Source organism: Microvirga sp. KLBC 81 (assembly GCF_003075415.1).
Taxonomy (GTDB): Bacteria; Pseudomonadota; Alphaproteobacteria; order Rhizobiales; family Beijerinckiaceae; genus Microvirga.
In genome coordinates, this window is record NZ_QDAH01000035.1 from 16514 (window position 1) to 32132 (window position 15619).

The 15619-nt window shown below is 63.2% G+C and carries 19 protein-coding genes and 3 pseudogenes; 19 read left to right on the forward strand and 3 right to left on the reverse strand.

The features are described 5' to 3' along the window. Positions 1–155 precede the first annotated feature (155 nt). Both DC522_RS19460 and DC522_RS19465 read right to left on the reverse strand, forming a co-directional pair. Positions 156–431 carry a hypothetical protein gene (locus DC522_RS19460; protein ID WP_133239320.1) on the reverse strand — a complete coding sequence of 92 codons (276 nt, stop codon included), beginning with the start codon at positions 429–431 and terminating at the stop codon, positions 156–158. Positions 432–579: 148 nt separating this feature from the next. Next, complete coding sequence (locus DC522_RS19465; RefSeq protein WP_116530322.1) at positions 580–1182, reverse strand: IS630 family transposase; 603 nt, start codon at positions 1180–1182, stop codon at positions 580–582. A 321-nt stretch (positions 1183–1503) separates the two neighbouring features. Here DC522_RS19465 and DC522_RS36915 point away from each other — a divergent pair. From DC522_RS36915 to DC522_RS19515, 12 genes and pseudogenes are all read left to right on the forward strand, one after another. Continuing rightward, positions 1504–1698, forward strand: a pseudogene (locus tag DC522_RS36915) (leucine zipper domain-containing protein); the annotation flags it as partial. A gap of 426 nt (positions 1699–2124) precedes the next feature. Beyond that, positions 2125–3012, forward strand: a pseudogene (locus DC522_RS36055) (IS701 family transposase); the annotation flags it as partial. Between the two features lie 798 nt (positions 3013–3810). Continuing rightward, positions 3811–4038 carry a hypothetical protein gene (locus DC522_RS19480; RefSeq protein WP_116530325.1) on the forward strand — a complete coding sequence of 76 codons (228 nt, stop codon included), beginning with the start codon at positions 3811–3813 and terminating at the stop codon, positions 4036–4038. A 187-nt stretch (positions 4039–4225) separates the two neighbouring features. After that, positions 4226–4820, forward strand: a pseudogene (locus DC522_RS19485) (hemolysin III family protein). Between the two features lie 417 nt (positions 4821–5237). Further along, positions 5238–6068, forward strand: coding sequence for a hypothetical protein (locus DC522_RS19490; RefSeq protein WP_116530326.1), 831 nt, complete (start codon positions 5238–5240; stop codon positions 6066–6068). After that, complete coding sequence (locus DC522_RS35440; RefSeq protein WP_205769693.1) at positions 6062–6457, forward strand: hypothetical protein; 396 nt, start codon at positions 6062–6064, stop codon at positions 6455–6457. The genes DC522_RS19490 and DC522_RS35440 overlap by 7 nt, the downstream gene beginning before the upstream one ends. Positions 6458–6506: 49 nt before the next feature. After that, a complete protein-coding gene (locus DC522_RS35445; RefSeq protein WP_205769695.1) occupies positions 6507–6863 on the forward strand; it encodes a hypothetical protein in 357 nt (118 codons plus the stop codon). Positions 6864–7053: 190 nt separating this feature from the next. Beyond that, on the forward strand, positions 7054–8013 hold the full coding sequence (locus DC522_RS19500) for an ArdC family protein (protein WP_116530327.1): 960 nt from the start codon (positions 7054–7056) through the stop codon (positions 8011–8013). Next, the gene (locus DC522_RS19505) at positions 8010–8381 is read left to right on the forward strand and encodes a DUF2958 domain-containing protein (RefSeq protein ID WP_116530328.1); all 372 of its coding nucleotides are present in this window, start codon (positions 8010–8012) and stop codon (positions 8379–8381) included. The genes DC522_RS19500 and DC522_RS19505 overlap by 4 nt, the downstream gene beginning before the upstream one ends. Further along, complete coding sequence (locus DC522_RS36920) at positions 8378–8509, forward strand: hypothetical protein (RefSeq protein ID WP_256369877.1); 132 nt, start codon at positions 8378–8380, stop codon at positions 8507–8509. The genes DC522_RS19505 and DC522_RS36920 overlap by 4 nt, the downstream gene beginning before the upstream one ends. Then, the gene (locus DC522_RS19510) at positions 8509–9543 is read left to right on the forward strand and encodes a toprim domain-containing protein (protein ID WP_116530329.1); all 1035 of its coding nucleotides are present in this window, start codon (positions 8509–8511) and stop codon (positions 9541–9543) included. The genes DC522_RS36920 and DC522_RS19510 overlap by 1 nt, the downstream gene beginning before the upstream one ends. 346 nt (positions 9544–9889) lie before the next feature. Beyond that, on the forward strand, positions 9890–10813 hold the full coding sequence (locus DC522_RS19515) for a DUF2493 domain-containing protein (RefSeq protein WP_116530356.1): 924 nt from the start codon (positions 9890–9892) through the stop codon (positions 10811–10813). Positions 10814–10826: 13 nt separating this feature from the next. On the opposite strand, the gene DC522_RS19520 is transcribed toward DC522_RS19515, so the two are convergent. Next, positions 10827–11585, reverse strand: coding sequence for a hypothetical protein (locus DC522_RS19520; RefSeq protein WP_205769697.1), 759 nt, complete (start codon positions 11583–11585; stop codon positions 10827–10829). Positions 11586–12156: 571 nt separating this feature from the next. On the opposite strand from DC522_RS19520, the gene DC522_RS19525 reads away from it, so the two are divergent. From DC522_RS19525 to DC522_RS19555, 7 genes are all read left to right on the forward strand, one after another. After that, positions 12157–12591, forward strand: a complete 435-nt coding sequence (locus tag DC522_RS19525; RefSeq protein WP_116530330.1) for a hypothetical protein — start codon at positions 12157–12159, stop codon at positions 12589–12591. A gap of 565 nt (positions 12592–13156) precedes the next feature. Further along, complete coding sequence (locus DC522_RS19535; RefSeq protein ID WP_116530331.1) at positions 13157–13483, forward strand: DUF736 domain-containing protein; 327 nt, start codon at positions 13157–13159, stop codon at positions 13481–13483. A gap of 182 nt (positions 13484–13665) precedes the next feature. Next, positions 13666–13914, forward strand: coding sequence for a helix-turn-helix transcriptional regulator (locus tag DC522_RS19540; protein ID WP_116530332.1), 249 nt, complete (start codon positions 13666–13668; stop codon positions 13912–13914). A gap of 120 nt (positions 13915–14034) precedes the next feature. Continuing rightward, positions 14035–14295 carry a DNA -binding domain-containing protein gene (locus tag DC522_RS19545; RefSeq protein WP_116530333.1) on the forward strand — a complete coding sequence of 87 codons (261 nt, stop codon included), beginning with the start codon at positions 14035–14037 and terminating at the stop codon, positions 14293–14295. Positions 14296–14419: 124 nt separating this feature from the next. Further along, the gene (locus DC522_RS36065) at positions 14420–14764 is read left to right on the forward strand and encodes a transcriptional regulator domain-containing protein (RefSeq protein ID WP_245444326.1); all 345 of its coding nucleotides are present in this window, start codon (positions 14420–14422) and stop codon (positions 14762–14764) included. Then, complete coding sequence (locus DC522_RS19550) at positions 14694–15185, forward strand: DUF2285 domain-containing protein (RefSeq protein WP_371680012.1); 492 nt, start codon at positions 14694–14696, stop codon at positions 15183–15185. The genes DC522_RS36065 and DC522_RS19550 overlap by 71 nt, the downstream gene beginning before the upstream one ends. Positions 15186–15326: 141 nt before the next feature. Beyond that, positions 15327–15608, forward strand: a complete 282-nt coding sequence (locus DC522_RS19555) for an AlpA family transcriptional regulator (protein WP_116530334.1) — start codon at positions 15327–15329, stop codon at positions 15606–15608. Positions 15609–15619: the final 11 nt, after the last annotated feature.

The window sequence follows — 15619 nt, forward strand, 5'->3', positions numbered from 1 at the left end:
TCCGCAAGCGCGGTTCTTCCTGGCAGGCTCAAGTGCGCCGTCAGGGCTTCCCTCTCCTCACAAAGACCTTCTCCTCAAAGGCCGATGCAGCCGCCTGGGCAAGAGAGCAGGAGCGTGCAGTGGATCGGGGCGAACTGCCCATCAACCACCGAGAACTAAAGAGCGTCACTGTTCGCGATCTCCTCAACCGATATGAGCGGGAGGTCACGATCAGAAAGCGCGGAGCCGACCGGGAGCAGTTCAAGCTCCGTGTGATCAGCGCCCACAGCATCGCCAAGGCAACTGTGGATGAAGTAACGGGAGCGATGGTTGCTCGATATCGGGATGATCGTCTCAAGATCGTCACCAGCGGAACTGTGCGGCGAGAGCTGGCAATTCTCCAGCACTGCTTCGAAGTAGCGCGCCGGGAATGGGATCTTCCGATCAGCCACAACCCTGTCCGTCAAATCACCCTACCTGAACCGAGCAGATCTCGTCAGCGCCGTTTGGCTCCAGAGGAGATTGAGAGCTTCTGGGCAGCGGCGGATCGCGCACGGGCTTGGTACGTCAAGCCACTGGTCCTCTTAGAGCCTCGGATATTTAATCGGACGCGTATCCTGCGTGCTTCAGATAGTTCCAGCATTCGCTCGGCTCAAAGAGATTGCAGATGTCACCCAAGACTCGCCACAGCGCGTCAAAGGTTCGGGCTTCCGCTTTACGTAGATGCGCTTTGATCTTGGCGAAGGCCTGCTCGATCGGGTTCGAATCGGGCGAATAAGCGGGCAGGAACAGGAACCAGGCCCCTCGTTGCTTCAGGCATTCGGCCGCCCTTTCACTTTTATGGACCGCCAGGTTGTCGAGGATCACCACGTCGCCTTTGCGCAGCGTTGGAGCCAACTGCGTCGCGATGTAGGTATCAAAGGCCGAGCGGGTGATGGGACCGTCGATGATCCAAGGGGCGCTCAGCTCATGACAGCGGAGCGCGGCCAGGAAAGTATGGGTCTTCCAAGGGCCAAACGGAGCGCTTGCGCGTAACCGCTGGCCCTTGCGGCTACGCCCGCGCAGGCGGGTCATCTTGGTGTTGACGTACGTTTCATCCAAGAACAGCAAGCGATCCGGTTGCTGGCGCATGCGCGGCTGACGCTGGCCGGTCCAGACGCGGCGGTCCTCACGAATGGCGGCGCGTGCGCATTCCGCGGCCATCTGCGATTTTTTTAGATGTGACCCCGGATCGGCACAGCAGGCGCGAGAGCATCGCGGGGGCGGCCACCACCCCGTGCTGCTCCAAGAGACGAGCCGCGAGTTCGGGCATAGTGATGGCGGGCTCGGCCTCCACCGTCTGCACCAGAAAGCTCTCGTAGGGCGCGAGCTTGCCTTGTCCTCGCGGCCGGCCCTGGCGAGCCGGCGCAGGGGACCCGGACTGCGCCTGGCGCCGGGCTAGCTGTGAGATCTGAAGAGGTTGTTCATCCCGTCTGAGGGCCTGAAGGTGGTCGTTGCGACACGAACCCCTGATGGACCTGAGGAATGAACAACCCGCATCAGAATGCCCGCACGACCCGTCTGGGTCGAGCGGAAATGATCCGCCGCATCCTCGAGGACGGCCAGCCTGTTCGAGAGGTGGCCAGAGGCTTCGGCATCAGCGAGCGTACCACTCGCAAGTGGTTGGCCCGCTATAGGGCGCAAGGCCTTGGCGGATTGGAGAACCGCTCCTCCTGCCCGAAGACCGTTGCAAACCGCACGGCGGAGTACTGGATTGGCGTGATCGAAATGCTCCGGCGGGAGTACCGGCTCACCGCCGAGGAGATCGCTGGCAAGCTGAAACTGGCTCGCTCGACGGTGGCGGCTTGGCTCACCCGGCGTGGCTTGGGTCGCTTGGCCGCCCTGGAGCCGAAAGAGCCGCCGCGGCGTTATCAGCGTCAGCATCCTGGCGAACTAATCCACCTGGACATCAAGAAGCTGGCTCGCTTCGAGCGAATAGGCCATCGCATCACGGGTGACCGGCGCAACCCCAGTACAGGGGTGGGCTACGACTGCTTTCATGTGGCCATCGATGACGCCACCCGGCTAGCACTACTTTGGCAGGTTTGGGGAACAGAGCGAGCGCTGCCGACGTCTCCACTGAAGGATTGTCCGCGGGAGGTCGTCATGAGCACCTCAGTGGCGTGGGAACATGAACTTCAGTCCTGGCTCGAACCCTTCCTCAAACCCCTTCGTCATCCGGCGCGTCGGCGCATGTGCCCGCTCTATGTGGCTGGGCTGATCGGCCCGGGCGCGCGCAAGAGCCTGCAGCCCATCGCTGCTCGGGTGGCACCTGCCGACTATGACCAGCTGCATCACTTTGTGGCGGTCAGCCCCTGGGACGATGCACCGCTCGCGGCTGAACTCCTCGCCCAAGCCAACCGGCTTGTCGGCGGACCTGACGCCATTCTGGTGATCGACGACACGGCCCTGCCCAAGAAAGGCACGCATTCGGTGGGTGTCGGCCCGCAATATGCCGGGGCTCTGGGCAAAAAGGCGAACTGCCAGAGCCTAGTCTCGCTGACGCTCGCCAAGGGCGAGGTGCCGATCCCGATCGTCTTGCGGCTGTTCCTGCCGGACACCTGGATCAACGATCCTGACCGCCTGCAGCACGCCGGTGTGCCTGAAGCGGTTCGGGTGGCCCGCTCAAAGCCGGAGATCGCACTGACCGAGCTCCAGCGGGTGATGCGCGCTGGCGTGAGTTTCGGGGCGGTGCTGGCCGATGCCGGCTACGGCATCAGCGCACCCTTCCGGCAGGCGCTCTCGGCTCTCGGGTTGCTCTGGGCGGTGGGCACGGTGCGCATTCAGAAAGTCTATCCGGCCGACGTGCGGATGGTCACCTCCACCACCACACGTGGACGACCCCGCAAGACGCTGGTTCCGGATGCGGAAGCGGTTTCGGCCGAGGCCATGCTGGCCAAGGCGTCATGGCGCCGGATCACGTGGCGGCGTGGCACCAAGGGGCCGTTGCAAGCGCGGTTTGCCGCCATGCGTGTACGGATAGCCGATGGGCCGGCGGTTCAGTTGCGTGGACTAGTCTGAAGTTGGACATGCCACCTCATGTCCGAGTCCTGATGTGGTATCTTGAGCAACTACCGGCAACCTAGAGCTAATTCAGTCGGGAAAATTACTGGGAGGGCGAAGGCTTCTATAGCATCCCTAAACTGCTGACGCAGTGGTCCCTCTGAATATCGTCCAATGGTCATCCCGGTGCGCTTATGACCAACCAAAGCCTCAATGAAGTGGACTGGCTGCCGTGCCTGCTCGGCCTTCGTGACAAACCAGCGACGGGAGCTGTGGAAGTTCACGTGGGGCTGCCTCGCACTTTCGGACCCTTACCCAGGGTTCGCCTGCACGTCTTAAACTTGAAGGGCGGCGCTGCCAGTACATCTGTGGTCAGCTCCGCTCTGATATTGCCCGCCGGTTTTCGACGGGGCAATCTTAGTGCTATGTCGCCGGCCGCGCAGATCCACAGAGAGTTGCCGCGGTCTCGAACATGAATGAGGTCGCTTCCTCGGGCCCGAAGCCTCGATGGAGCATGTCCTCAAACAGCCTGGTGATCTCCTCGGGCGTGGGTGGAGCGGGTTCAAAGACTTCGCCGTCGATAATTGGGAGTAATGGTTCCGCCACTTCGCTCAAGCCTGTCTCCACGACCTGTTTTGTCTGGTCAGTATGGGAATGCGAGCGTGCGAAACCACACGGTCTGGGAAGCTTCCAACTCGCACATCTCATAGGAGGGGGAAGCTTTCCAATCACTTCATGAGACCGCATACTCGCCTGCGGTACTGGCCCCTATTCAGGAGCGTCAGGACGATGATTGAGAGCTATCAGCGTATCGACGAGCAAACGATGTCCCTGGTGCGGGAATTTGCTCAACAGTACCGATGCCCCGACGAGGTCGCGCTGAAGTTCCTACTCAAAATCGGAAAGTACCCTCAGGAGGCCGGTGAGGACGATGAGGCCTATGCAGCGCGGCTCGATCGGCTGCCGGATCCGGACGTGAAGGTCTATCGAGGCATTCAGGCAGCGAATGACGTGTGAGGCGCCACGGCAAAAGTTCGGCGCGAGCGAAAATTTTTAAGCGACCGGGCGGCGCCTCCGGGTTTGCGGTTCCGAGTGTACCAGAGGGCGGGTGGGGTCGGCTGCCAGATGCCACCGCACCGCTGTCCGGCCCATATGCTTCCTCAATCGACTGGTAGATCCGGTAAGAAACTGCAGGGGAACGGGCTTGCATAGACCGGCCGCCGGACGCTTCGAGTATGGTCGTGCTGAACTCTGGGCCGATGGTATTGTCCATGGGCTTGGCATCGCTCTAGGGCTTATTGCCGTTGCGGTGCTCGTGATCTCAATCATGCCGGACCCCTCCCCTTCGGAGCTGATCCCGGCCCTGATCTATTGTATCGCGATGATGGCGGTGCTGATGATTTCTGCGGCCTACAACATGTGGCCGATCTCACCGGTGAAGTGGTGGCTACGCCGCTTCGATCATGCGGCAATTTATGTCCTGATTGCGGGCACCTATACGCCGTTCCTGACGCGTATGGGCAGCGCGCTCATGCCGCAAATTCTTCTGGTTGTCGTCTGGGCAGCGTCCTTAGTCGGGGTCATGTTCAAGATCGCGCTACCCGGACGCTTCGACAGGCTGTCGATTGGGTTGTACCTTCTGATCGGCTGGAGCGCTGTTCTACACGACTGGTGTCATCTTCCACGTTTGGGAGGGGCTGCGCTTCCAAAACGCCATTTGGCATGCGTTCGTTCTGTTGGAGACAGGTTTCCATTATGGCGCCGTGGTATCCTTCTTTGCCATAACCGAGACCGCATAACGAACAGAATCCGGCTTCCGGTTCAGTTTAAGTGTGACCAAAACGGACCGGAACAATGACGGTCCCTACGATCGCCTGCCCATTACTCTCATCCCAGCGGGCAAGGTAGCCACAATCGTTAAGCGCATGCCCAAGCTCGCCTTGCACTCCTAGCCGGCACGCCTGTTCATGTGGCACCGGCCCTGAAAAGGTCACTAACATTGATATTACATAATAACACTAACGATGTTAGTGTCCGCCGCAATGTTAGTGAAGCAGCATATCACCCCGAGGGATCGTTCGCCGAGGCGCTGGGACGCTATCTCGGAGACACCCTTCATGACCGCATTCGAGTTATTAAATTTGAGGCGCACGCGGCCTTCCTTCATTTCTCGGGCGAACCTACACCCTCTATGACGCCTGGATTGCCGGAGGACAGTGCGTCTTTCTTGCGGCCTTAAACAGCGCCGCCAACCTTCCGACATCGCCAAGCACATCGGCCCGGTCCGCAACTCTGTTGATGCAATCGTCGTCTTCGCAACGCCGTCGCTGAGCGCGCACAACCGGTCACGCCTGATCGGTCAGGGTGTGCCGTTCGTCGTCCCAGGCAACCAGCTCTATATCCCCGACCTCACCATGGATCTGCGCGAGCATTTTCGCGCGCTCAAACAACGGCGTGCGGGCGGCCTATCGCCGGCGGCTCAAGCCGTTTTGTTCAATCACCTTTTGCGGCACGACGAGAATACTACGATCCCGTCGCTCATCGCGGCGCGACTCCGCTACTCGGCGATGTCGATCGGCCGCGCCTTCGACGATCTTGTTGCATCGGGCGTCGCGCACACGGAAAAGCACGGCAAGGAAAGACATATCCAGTTCAAGGCAGAAGGACGCCAGCTATTCGAGGCGGCGCGCGATCTCCTCCGCAGCCCGGTACGCTCTGTGAAGTTCGTCCGAGGCGATCACTTCCGAGTGCCGCTCAAGCAGGCGGGAGAATCAGCGCTTGCCGAGCTGACGGATTTGGCCCGGCCGTCGATACGCACATTCGCCATCGCCGCCAGCGGTTGGAAGGCGATCGCACAGACCTCCGGCCTTGCCAAAACCAGCCGGGATCAAGCCGATTTCATCATCGAGACATGGTCCTACGACCCTGCCGCCTTGTCTGACACCAATACCGTGGACCCTCTGTCGCTTTACGCGCAGTTCCGGGATCATCGTGACGAGCGTGTTGCCATGGCGGCAGAACAACTCTTGGAGAACATCCCATGGTAGCCGGCATCGACAAATTCCGTGAGCATTTCGCAGGGCATGAGGATCACTATGCGATCATCGGCGGTGCCGCCTGTGACTTGCTGTTCGATGCGGCCGGTCTTCCATTCAGAGCGACCAAGGATATCGACATGGTGCTTTGCGTCGAAGTGGTCGATCCCGCATTTGGAATGGCTTTCAAAGCATTTCTCGATGCAGGCGGATATCAGGCCCGCGAGCGAAGCGATGGCAAAAAGGAGTTCTATCGCTTCCATCGGCCATCCGACAAAAGCTTCCCTTTCATGATCGAGCTCTTTTCGCACAAACCAGCGGCGCTCGACCTCCCGGAAGAGGCGGGCCTGGCGCCCATCCCTGTGGAAGAGGATATCAGCCTCTCGGCGATCCCTCGATGAGGGCTGCTACGACGCGCTGCAGGCAGCGAAACGTAAACTGGACGGCGTCATGGTCATAGACGAAACCCTGCTTATTCCCTTCGAGGCCCGAGCCCTCCTCGATTTGACCGCCCGCTCGGACGCAGGCGAAACGATCAATAGCAAGACCATCAGGAAACATCGCAATGTTGTGTTCCGCTTGGCGCAGCTGCTGGCACCGGATATCTCAATTAAGCTCGCCGATCCGATCCGCGAGGATCTCCGAAAGTTCCTCGAATTGGCTCAAGCTGACGAGACCCTCGACCCCAAGGCGTTCGACGTGTCCCTCACACGCGACGAAGCCATCGACCTTCTTCGTTCAGCCTATGGACTGCACGGCTCAAGCGGGTTGACGGGACCGGTAAGACGAAAAATACGTCGAGACTGATTTCCGGAAAATCGGCTTTACGTCTCTGAGGGGGAAAGCCTTCCCCTGCGGCCGAGCCTTCTCGTCTCGGCCGACCCCTTCTGCGGGGAGACCCCGCAACGCCCCCGTAGAGTGAGAGTGCGGACCGGCTTTGCCGTGACGGGTTGAGGGCTGGGAGAGAGGCTCCCGGCGCCCGTCGCGGAGACCCACGGTGTCCAGAAAGATCGCACCCGCTCGCGCCGGCCAGGATCGGACGAGCCTCTATGACGAAATCACCGGCAAGACCATCGCCGAGCTGGAGGCCGGCCGCGTGCCCTGGGTCCAGCCGTGGGGGACAGCCGCCGCGAAGGCGCCGCTCGCCATGCCGAGAAACGCCGCCACGGGCCGCCCCTATTCCGGGATCAATGTGCTGATCCTCTGGGGCGCCGTGATCGAGCACAGTTTTCCCGGCCAGAGCTGGCTCACCTTCCGCCAGGCACTCGCGCTGGGCGGCAATGTCCGCAAGGGCGAGCGCGGCACGACCGTCGTCTATGCCGACCGCTTCGTGCCCGAGGACGAGAAGCGGCGCGCCCGCGAGACCGGCGAAGACGCCCAGGCGATCCCGTTCCTGAAGCGCTTCACCGTCTTCAACGCCGCACAATGCGAAAACCTGCCGGAGGACATCACGATCGTCGCACCGCCTCCGCCTCCGGGCCTGATCGAGCCTAAGGTCGAGGCGCTGATCCGTGCGACGGGGATCGACTTCCGCATCGGCGGCAACCAGGCCTTCTATGTTCCGGCGCTCGACTACGTCCAGGTCCCACCGCCCCAGGCTTATTTCGAACCGATCAACTGGCACCGCTCGGCGCTGCACGAGATGGGTCACGCCACCGGTCATTCGTCTCGTCTCGGCCGTGACATAACAGGCAGTTTCGGCACCAAGAAGTACGCCTTCGAGGAGCTCGTCGCCGAGATGAGCGCCGCCTTCTGCTGCGCGTCGCTCAGCATCGTGCCGACCGTCCGGCATGCGGACTACATCGGCTCGTGGCTGGAAGTGCTGCGCGAGGACAATCGCGCGATCGTCCGCGCTGCATCGCAGGCGAGCAAGGCGGCTGACTGGCTCCTCGGCTTCCTGCCGGCGGACGAGGCGGGCCTGCAGGCCGAACCCTCCATCGGCAGGAGGGCGGCATGATCCTTCTCACGCCCGAGTTGCGCGAGCGGCTGCTCGCCAACGGCCGCGAATGCGATGTCGACCATGTTCCCGTGGTCAAGTTCTTCAACCCCCTCGGCGCAGGCGTCTGGCTCGCCACGGAACTCGACGAGGACGGCGACACCTTGTTCGGCCTGGCCGATCTCGGCGAGCCCGAGCTGGGCTCGTTCAGCCTCGCCGAGATGACCGCTGTCCGCCTGCCGCTCGGGCTCGGCATTGAGCGCGACATCCTGTTCGAAGGCCTGTTTCCAATCTCAGTCTGGGCCGAGGCGGCCCATCGAACCGGCAGCATCCGCGAGGCCGAGCGCGTGCTCTACGCTGCCCATCGCGCCCAGCGGGAGGATGTGTGATGCGCTTCCGTCGCTGGCCACGGCCGATCGCATATCGGGACACGCCACGCAAACGCGCGGCGTTCCTTCGTCAGCAGCGCCTCGAACGGGAGGCGCTGCCGCTCTTCTCCGAGCGGGAGGCCGCGTGATGGCCTGTCATGACGCCTCCGATCTCGCGCACCGTCTCGGCCGACAGGCCGAGGCAGTCTGTCGTCATTACCTGTCCAACGGACGCCGCGAGGGCCGCTACTGGCTGGTGGGCGACGTGCGCAACACACCCGGCCGCTCGATGTACGTCCGGCTCAAGGACTCAGCCAGGGGCCCGGCCGGGAAATGGACCGACGCCGCCACCGGCGAACATGGCGACCTCCTCGACGTGATCCGGGAGAGCTGCGGCCTCGTCGACTTCAAGGACGTCGCCGACGAGGCGCGGACCTTCCTCAGCATGCCGCCACCCGAGCCGATGCAGCCCGCCGTACGCCAAGCTCCGGCGCCGCTTGGTTCACCCGGGGCGGCCCGCCGCCTCTTCGGCATGTCGCGGCCGATCACGGGCACGCTCGTACAATCGTATCTATGCGAACGCGGCATTACGGATTTGCGTGGAACCGGAAGCCTGCGCTTCCACCCACGCTGCTACTATCGGCCCGACGAGCATTCGCCGACTGAAGTTTGGCCGGCCATGATCGCAGCCGTCACCGACCTCGACGGCAAGATGACTGGCGCGCACCGCACCTGGCTCGATCCGCGACGCCGGGACAAGGCGCCTCTCGACACGCCACGCCGGGCAATGGGCGACCTGCTCGGCAATGCGGTCCGCTTTGGCATCGGCGGCGACGTGATGGCGGCCGGCGAAGGCATCGAGACCGTCCTCTCGATCCGCCAGGTTCTCCCCGACATGCCAATGCTGGCGGCGCTCTCGGCAGCCCATCTCGCTGCCATCCTGTTCCCTGACACGCTGCGGCGGCTCTACATCCTCCGCGACAACGATCCGGCGGGGAATAGCGCGCGTGATGGCCTGGTCGAACGAGCGAGCGCGGCCGGGTTCGAGGCGATCGTCATCTCGCCCCGGCTCGGCGACTTCAACGAGGATCTCCGCACCCTCGGAATCGATGCACTCCGCAGCCAGACGCGGATGCAGATCGCGCCGCAGGACGTCGCGCGCTTTATGGCGCTGAAGGCATAGCCGGCAACGAGGAGCGGGGTGACGCTGCCGCCATGCTTGCCTGGATGCGGGGGACGTCGGAGAGGACCGCGTCTTACGCCTTCGAGAGGGCGATCGGCCCACAAGCTGGCCGTCCCGGCAATGGCGGCGGCCAGCTATTTTCCGGCGGCCCTTTCCACCCCTCGCGGCAGGCCGCGCGGGGATCCCGGTTCGGGCCTTTCCATCGCGAGGCAAAATAGCCGGCCTTCGCCCTCCTCCGCTGTCGCTTCGGCCCTCTCGCTTGCGCTCCGGGTGCCGGGCCGGCCCACCCGTGGGCTTCGTCGCCATGAAGGCCGCGACGGTCGCGGTCCAGCCGACGGAGCATCCCATGAGCGAGCACGACGACTTCGAACCCCACCACGCTTCCTCACCGACCGACCACGCCCTGACCGAGCTGCAGCTTTACGGCTACCGCCCCTTCGCCGACGAGCCCGATCAGCGGCTTCTGCCGGACGGCAATGAGGTCGCGGGCGCAGTCGCCGACATCTTCGACGCCCTGATCGGAACGCTGGGTGACACCCGCCTCGAACCCGACCTCGACGATCTCCTCTGGTCGACCGTCAACATCTTCCACCGGGCCGCCGAGCGGATCGCCCGCGAGCTCGACGACAACGAGCAGGCCCAGAAGCGCTCGCAGCGGGAACAGGACGGCAGCGAGGTGAAGTCGGTCGAGCTCGAGCGCCTGATCGCCGAGGGCAAGACGCTGATCGAACGCCAGAACGCCTTCGAGCTGATGCGCGACCAGGCCGCCGAACACTACGAACGCCACGTCGGCAAGCCCTGGTTCCCGCGCAGCGGATCGAAGGTCAACCACCGCAATTTCACCGCGGCGATGATCGACAGCCGCGACTTCCTCATGGCGAAGAAGCGGGCCGAGCAAGAGGTGCTTCTGCCTCCCGGCCCGAAGATCGTCGTCACCGGGGGGCTCGACTTCAACGATCACCAGCTGATCTGGGCCAGGCTCGACCAGGTGCATGACAAGCACCCGGACATGGTGCTGGTCCACGGCAAGTCGCCGAAGGGCGCCGAGAAGATCGCGTCGCTCTGGGCGAAGAACCGCAACGTGCCGCAGATCGGCTTCGCGCCCGACTGGACGAAGCACGGCCGGGCCGCGCCCTTCAAGCGCAACGACGAGATCCTGGAGATCGTGCCGAAGGGCGTGATGCACTTCCCCGGCACGGGCATCAACGACAACCTCGCCGACAAGGCGAAGAAGCTCGGCATCCCGGTCTGGAAGTTCGGCGGCGCGTGAGCGCCGCCCTTCGTTATCCCACGTTCTCCTTCGCGAGATCTGTCAGGTAATCTTCGGCGAAATCCACCTTAAAGGCCGACCAAAGCACGAGGTGATCTGACATCTGGTACGTTTTCCACTCCTTGTATTTCGGCGGCTTGCCAGATTTGGCCGGCTTGATCAGAGGCGCATAAAGCGGCTCGTCTTCCGCGCGAAAGACGGCATTGTAAAAATCGAGAACGCCGCCACGTGGCGTCTCACCGAAGCGCTTCCCACGCCAGATTGCGATCTGATCGTAGAACTTGTCCTTTCCCATGTTGCTGCCGCTGCGATCGGTCAGCACCTTCGGGATCACGAAGCCAGCATCCGTGATCGCCTTGAGCGTCGCATCGCCCGTGTTGAAGATGTTGAAATCCCCGAGCAGGACGAGGGTATCGGGTTCGGGAGGTCGCACCTTAGGCTCTGTGCCTGTCGATGGTGCCGGTTGAGCCGCTTTCTTCGCACGCTTCGCCAGAAAGTCAGCAAGATTGCGGATTTCGGCAAGCCTCCGATTGTCGAGCGGCTTGCTGTCACCATAGTAGATGTGCACCGTGCACAGATCGATCTTGGCCCAGCCCGACCGAAAACCGCAGACGAAGGGCGTCCGGGCAAATTGGAGAACCTCCGCATCCACTTTCGAGGGCGGCAGGACGATCTCGCCGGCCAAACCGCCGAAGGTGACCTTCCGGCTGTCGTACAGAAACGCCATGCGCTCGTCATTGCCGCCCAATCCGCGATCGGTGACATCGGTCACAACGTATTTCCACCAGCTTCCCAGCAGGCTCTGGACTCGCTCGAGAGCGTATAAGTCTCCTCGGACTTCCTGAAGGGCGATCAAATCAAAATGGCTCAATATTTCGGCAATGTAATAGAACGCGTCCGTCAGCCGACCGCCAAATTTCTTGCTATCGAACTCGCGAATGTTCCAGCTTGCGATCAGAACGTCTCCCGCAACGGTCCGCGTCGGCACGCCTTGATCGGCGATTGACTTGCGCAGACGCAGCAAACCGGAGGAGATCCGTTGTCTAGTCTGCGGATCTTCTCTTCTCAGTGCGGCGTAGTATGGCATTCGCAGGTCCCCCACAGCGATTGGCAGTTCCGACATCACCTATACTTATATTCTCAGACGTGGGCGGCGCATGTCCAGGTTGTTCGACGACTCGCACCTTGCCGCTCTCGCCGCTCGGATGCGGATTTGGTGCTGCCGTGAGTTGTGATCTCCTGATTTCCGCTCCCGCCGCAGTCGCTTTTCCGCTATGGTGCGGTCGCGCCGTGGTGGTGGTGGCAGGCGCAACCGTCAGAGCTTTTGCACGGAGGCCACCATCATGATCATCCTCGCATCCCTCGCGGCCATCGGTGTGCTGTGCTGGCTGCTGTTCACGCTGGCCGTCTTCGCATTGCCGGCGTTCGTCGGCGTGAGCGCGGGCGCTTGGGCGCACGGGACCGGCGCCAGCGTCCTCGGTGCGATCCTGGTCGGTGTCGTCGCCGCTGCCGCGACCTTCGCGATCATCCAGTTCCTGGTCACCTTCGCTCGACCGATATGGCTGAAGCTGGTTGCCGCGATCGTCTTCGTCGCGCCGGCCGCCATCGCCGGATTCCATGCCACCCATGGCATCGTAAAGCACATCATGCCCTCGGACGCGTGGCAGATTGCGTTCTCCGTCATCGGGGCAGTTGCCGTCGGCGTCACCGCCTTTGTGCGGGTCGCGGGAATGGTGGCGGCCAATGGCCCCACCGGCCGGGACCTCGCACGGGCCTGACGTCACGCATCCTCTCCGGCGGGCCAGGGCAGCGACCACAGCAGGCCATCCCGCCGGTGAGAGCCGTTGCTTGCGCGGCGTGTCACCGCCGGATCGACACGCGGCCCGAAGGGCAACCGACATCGGAGCGCTGAAGGGAGCATCGTCGTCAACGCGAGCGCCGAGATCCGTTGCATGCGGGATCATCCCGGAAGGCAGGTCGGGTCAAGATGCAGCGATCCCGCCCGGACAAGGGCCGGAGGAAGCCGGTGCGCCTGATGCGATGCCACCTTGCGGCTGCGAAGGGCCACCATCGCTCCGTTTCTGACCAGACCTCGACCGCTCCAAACGGCCTCTTCTATGGCCTGATCTGGCCGAAGGTCGGCTGACGCCTCGATCGCCTCTGACGCAACAGCGGCGTCAGACTTTCTTCCCCTGGCGGCTCAAGCCGCCATTCCTCGCGAGGCAAGAAAGTCCTCCTTAGCTGTCAGGCCCCTTCGGGGTGCGCCGTCGATCGCCTCCGGCCTGCCGATCGCCATCGAGGCCGCAATGGTGCGGGCTCGAAAACAGAAAATGGAGACCTACCATGGCGACCATCGGCACCTTCAAGAAGACCGGCTCGAACGAGTTCACCGGCGAAATCGTCACCCTCAGCGTCCAGGCCAAGAACGTGCGCATCGTCCCCGACCTGCGCGCCGCCGGCGAGAACGCCCCCAGCCACCGGGTCCTGGTCGGCCGCGTGGAGATCGGCGCCGCCTGGTCCAAGCGCTCCAACGAGGGCCGCGACTATCTGGGCCTCAAGCTCGATGATCCGAGCTTCAACGCCCCGATCTACGCCAACCTCTTCGAGGAAGAGGACGGTGAAGGCTTCTCGCTGATCTGGTCCCGCTCCAATGGGCGGCGCGGCGACTGAGCCACGCGAGGCCCCGGACCGACAGTCCGGGGCCTCCTGCCTTCCCGGCGACCGAATCAGTTCGCGCCAAGGCAGGCAAGATGCGGTTCAAAAGGCACTTCCAGCTGGTCTGGACACGCAAGGACGACTATTATAGTCGTAGTTTTGGCGCGCGCGTAGCTCCGCGTGGGAGGTGATCATGCATGATCACCGCCCGACAGTCGCGGGCCGCGCGCGCGTTGCTGGGTTGGACACAGGAGACGCTCGCTGACAAGGCTCGGGTATCATTGACCGCGCTCAAGCGCCTCGAATCCGAAAGCGGGCTTGAGGTGTATGAAAGCACGCGCGATCAGGTACGACGCGCCCTCGAGGCAGCCGGCATTGTCTTTCTGTCCACCGAGCGCGGCCGAGGAGTTCTGCTCGTCAATGACCATGGTGATAAGAGGCGCTGATCGACTGTCCACGCAAAGCCCAATTCCCTCCAGGGTCGGCCGCGCACCTTCGCCGAGTCGTCACCTTCCTTTTGGAAGACAATGCCCCGAACGCATCGTGGGACGAACTGACGGCCGCTCATGATCGAGCCCTTTGACGATGCCGCCCCGACGGTGAGTGAACTCACCGACTATGATCGGGCCCACATCAAGCTCTATATGCGCCTGCTTGACGCGGCCGCTGACGGCGCGGACTGGCAGGAAGCCGTCGCGGTGCTGTTCGGGATCGATCCCGCGCGCGAGCCTGACCGCGCTCGGCGTGTCCATGAGAGCCACTTGGCTCGCGCGCGGTGGATGACCCATACCGGGTACCGTCATCTCTTGCGCCGCTCCGCCAACTGATTGTCCAGCGCCGTTCGTGATGCCGCTCCAGCATCGCGCGATGTCGGCGGCCGGGCTTCCAATCCTCCATTGGCGCAGGAATGAATTCTCGCCCGACCGCTCGAGTCGTGCGAGGAGCTGATGAATGAAGCCGGATACTTCGCGTTGGCGAGACCGTGAAAGCTACGACTTCTTCGATGACTTGCCCGTCGAGGGGCTCGCCTGGGAATGCCTTCGACGTCACGAGCCCTATCAGCAGCACTATCAGACCCTTGTGACCGCAGGGAGCGAGACATTGCCGCTGTCACAGGAGGAGCAGCATCAGTGGGGTCTGCGATTTCCCGGCAAGGCCGGACCTGTCCGCCCTGGAGCAGGAGATATTCTGGTCCCCGGCTGTCGCCCCATCCGTTCTCACCCTTGTGCATCCGCCGGACTTCCTGCCCGTCAGATCGCATCAGCCACTGACCGAGCTCGGCACGGCTCGGCATAGCCCGGAAGGAACCCACGCAATCAGTGTCGGTGATGTAGGGACACAGATCGTTCTCCTCCCCGGTAGTGATCCCTCACAGCCGCTCGCTGCGCTCATCCCGCTGGATTCCGACACGCTTGGCCGTGTCGAGGCCCTCACCAGATTCTGGCGCAGCCGGCACGGTCGCAAGGTGCCCGCCGATACCCGCATGACCATCCAGCAGCGCCGACGCCTGCGCCTCATGCTTCAGGCGGTCGACGGCCGAACCAACGGCGCGAGTTATCGCGAGATCGCCGCCGCCCTCTACGGCCCAGAGCGCGTCGGCTCCGAACCGTGGAAGACCTCGCCTCTGCGCGACACCGTCATCGGCCTTGTCGAAGGTGGCCGCAGCATGATCCGCGGCGGCTATCTCCAGCTCCTGCGCCACCGCCGTCGATCCTAGCCGCTCCGAGGGCAACCAAGGGGTGGGGATTTTAGATCCCCTTAAGTTCCCCCTCCCCCCTGACGATCTCCCTCCGCCACCGTGGTCGCCGTCCGCCGCTGAACCTCAGCGGCCGCCCGAAACCCCACGGAGGCCCGCTCCATGCGACCTGATCTCGCCGTCTTGCCGCCGCGCTTCCTGCGCACCAAGGAAGCCGCTGTGTTCCTCAGCCTGTCCGCCCGTACGCTCGAAAAGCACCGGACCTACGGGACTGGTCCGGCGTACAGGAAACTCGGCGGCCGCGTTGTTTATTCGATCGCCGATCTCGAAGCCTGGGCTGCGCGCGGCGCTGTCATCTCGACCTCCGATCCGCGTGGCCAGGTGCTGCCAGCAAAGCGCCAGACGGGGCCCGCCGCCCCGCAGCCCGGCCGCTACGCACGCTGATCGCGAGCGGC

Bases quoted from the DNA above. Each gene is read 5' to 3' on its own strand.
- DC522_RS19465 (WP_116530322.1), bottom strand. From the start codon at position 1,182: ATGGCCGCGGAATGCGCACGCGCCGCCATTCGTGAGGACCGCCGCGTC.
- DC522_RS19480 (WP_116530325.1), top strand. From the start codon at position 3,811: ATGATTGAGAGCTATCAGCGTATCGACGAGCAAACGATGTCCCTGGTG.
- DC522_RS35440 (WP_205769693.1), top strand. From the start codon at position 6,062: ATGGTAGCCGGCATCGACAAATTCCGTGAGCATTTCGCAGGGCATGAG.
- DC522_RS35445 (WP_205769695.1), top strand. From the start codon at position 6,507: ATGGTCATAGACGAAACCCTGCTTATTCCCTTCGAGGCCCGAGCCCTC.
- DC522_RS19505 (WP_116530328.1), top strand. From the start codon at position 8,010: ATGATCCTTCTCACGCCCGAGTTGCGCGAGCGGCTGCTCGCCAACGGC.
- DC522_RS19510 (WP_116530329.1), top strand. From the start codon at position 8,509: ATGGCCTGTCATGACGCCTCCGATCTCGCGCACCGTCTCGGCCGACAG.
- DC522_RS19515 (WP_116530356.1), top strand. From the start codon at position 9,890: ATGAGCGAGCACGACGACTTCGAACCCCACCACGCTTCCTCACCGACC.
- DC522_RS19525 (WP_116530330.1), top strand. From the start codon at position 12,157: ATGATCATCCTCGCATCCCTCGCGGCCATCGGTGTGCTGTGCTGGCTG.
- DC522_RS19535 (WP_116530331.1), top strand. From the start codon at position 13,157: ATGGCGACCATCGGCACCTTCAAGAAGACCGGCTCGAACGAGTTCACC.
- DC522_RS19540 (WP_116530332.1), top strand. From the start codon at position 13,666: ATGATCACCGCCCGACAGTCGCGGGCCGCGCGCGCGTTGCTGGGTTGG.
- DC522_RS19545 (WP_116530333.1), top strand. From the start codon at position 14,035: ATGATCGAGCCCTTTGACGATGCCGCCCCGACGGTGAGTGAACTCACC.
- DC522_RS36065 (WP_245444326.1), top strand. From the start codon at position 14,420: ATGAAGCCGGATACTTCGCGTTGGCGAGACCGTGAAAGCTACGACTTC.
- DC522_RS19555 (WP_116530334.1), top strand. From the start codon at position 15,327: ATGCGACCTGATCTCGCCGTCTTGCCGCCGCGCTTCCTGCGCACCAAG.